The sequence below is a fragment of the Kitasatospora sp. NEAU-CNBT7 genome (assembly GCF_057220535.1).
Genome location: NZ_JBXQQB010000130.1, coordinates 1 through 1,293 on the forward strand (window position 1 = coordinate 1; position 1,293 = coordinate 1,293).

3 protein-coding genes are annotated in these 1,293 nt (G+C 67.5%); 2 read left to right on the top strand and 1 reads right to left on the bottom strand.

What is annotated here, in order from left to right; translation table 11 throughout:
- Positions 1-346 (top strand): integrase core domain-containing protein (locus AC2TEW_RS39015; protein WP_484627757.1); only part of this gene is annotated, 346 nt, incomplete at its 5' end.
- Between the two features lie 68 nt (positions 347-414).
- On the opposite strand, the gene AC2TEW_RS39020 is transcribed toward AC2TEW_RS39015, so the two are convergent.
- The gene (locus AC2TEW_RS39020; RefSeq protein WP_484627857.1) at positions 415-663 is read right to left on the bottom strand and encodes an integrase core domain-containing protein; all 249 of its coding nucleotides are present in this window, start codon (positions 661-663) and stop codon (positions 415-417) included.
- Positions 664-775: 112 nt separating this feature from the next.
- Here AC2TEW_RS39020 and AC2TEW_RS39025 point away from each other — a divergent pair.
- Positions 776-1,293 (top strand): helix-turn-helix domain-containing protein (locus AC2TEW_RS39025; protein ID WP_484627858.1); only part of this gene is annotated, 518 nt, incomplete at its 3' end.

Below are 1,293 nucleotides of genomic sequence, written 5' to 3' on the forward strand. Positions count from 1 at the left end.
GGCCGCCCGCGGCGCCCGGGGACTGCGCGGGGCGATTTTTCACAGCGACAACGGGGCCCACTACGGGTCGAAGGACTTCGCCCGGGTCTGCGCGGAGCTGGGCGTGACCAGATCCCGCGGCGCGGTGGGCACGAGCGCGGACAACGCCGCCGCGGAGAGCTTCAACGCGACCATGAAACGCGAGACGCTCCAAGGGCGGAAGCGATGGAACGGAGCCGGCGAGGCCCGACTCGCGGTCTTCCGCTGGGTGACCCGCTACAACACCCGGCGCCGGCACTCCCGCCTCGGCCAGATCAGCCCGATCACCTACGAACAGCGATCAACTACGCTGACCACCGCCGCATGACAACCGGTGTCCACGACCCGGGGGAAGCGCCCATCTGAAGTTCCACCCTGCGGTTGGACACTGTCCGTTTACGCCGCCAAGGCGTGACCTTGCTGGTGTCGTTGTCGGATCTCGAGTGGGGTGAGGTAGCCCCACTCGGGGTGTTTGCGCAGGCGCCTGCGGTTGTAGAAGGTCTCGATGAACGCGAAGACCTCCGCGCGGGCGGTGACGCGGTCCGGCCAGATCCGGGTGCCGATCTCCTCCTTCAGTACGGCGAAGAAGCTCTCGGCGGCGGCGTTATCGTAACAGGAGCCGACTCGCCCCATCGACTGCCTCATGTCCAACTTGCCTATCTCAGTGCGGAATTCAGCTGATGTATATTCGGTGGATTCAACCGGTGGACGCAACACCTCGTTCTCGGAGGTGTTGATGGGAAGGCCAGCTGGGTGGATGGCGGCGTTGACCGGGCGGTCGCCGATGAAGTCTCCGGGTGCGCCGGCGCTTCGGCGGGAGGTTCAGCGCCAGTTCTGGCAGGCGATTGCGAAGGGGTTGCTTGCTGAGGAGGCGGCAGCTGCGGTTGGCGTATCCCAGGCGGCGGGTGGCAGGTGGTTTCGGCACGGTGGCGGTATGCCACCGATGGATCTTGCCCCGCCCTCCGGCCGGTACCTGTCCTTCCACGAGCGTGAAGAGATCGCGATCCTGAAAGCGCAGGGCGTCGGCGTTCGCGAGACCGCGCGACGCCTCGGCCGCGCCCCGTCGACGATCTCCCGGGAGCTGCGGCGCAACGCCGCAACCCGAGGCGGCCGTCTGGAGTACCGGGCCTCGGTCGCGCAGTGGAAGGCGGACCTCGTGGCCCAGCGTCCGAGGACAGCGAAGCTGGCTGCGAACGATCGGCTGCGAAACTACGTACAGGAAAGGCTTTCAGGCCAGGTCAGCCGCTTGGACGGGACGGCCCTGGGGCCGCAGGC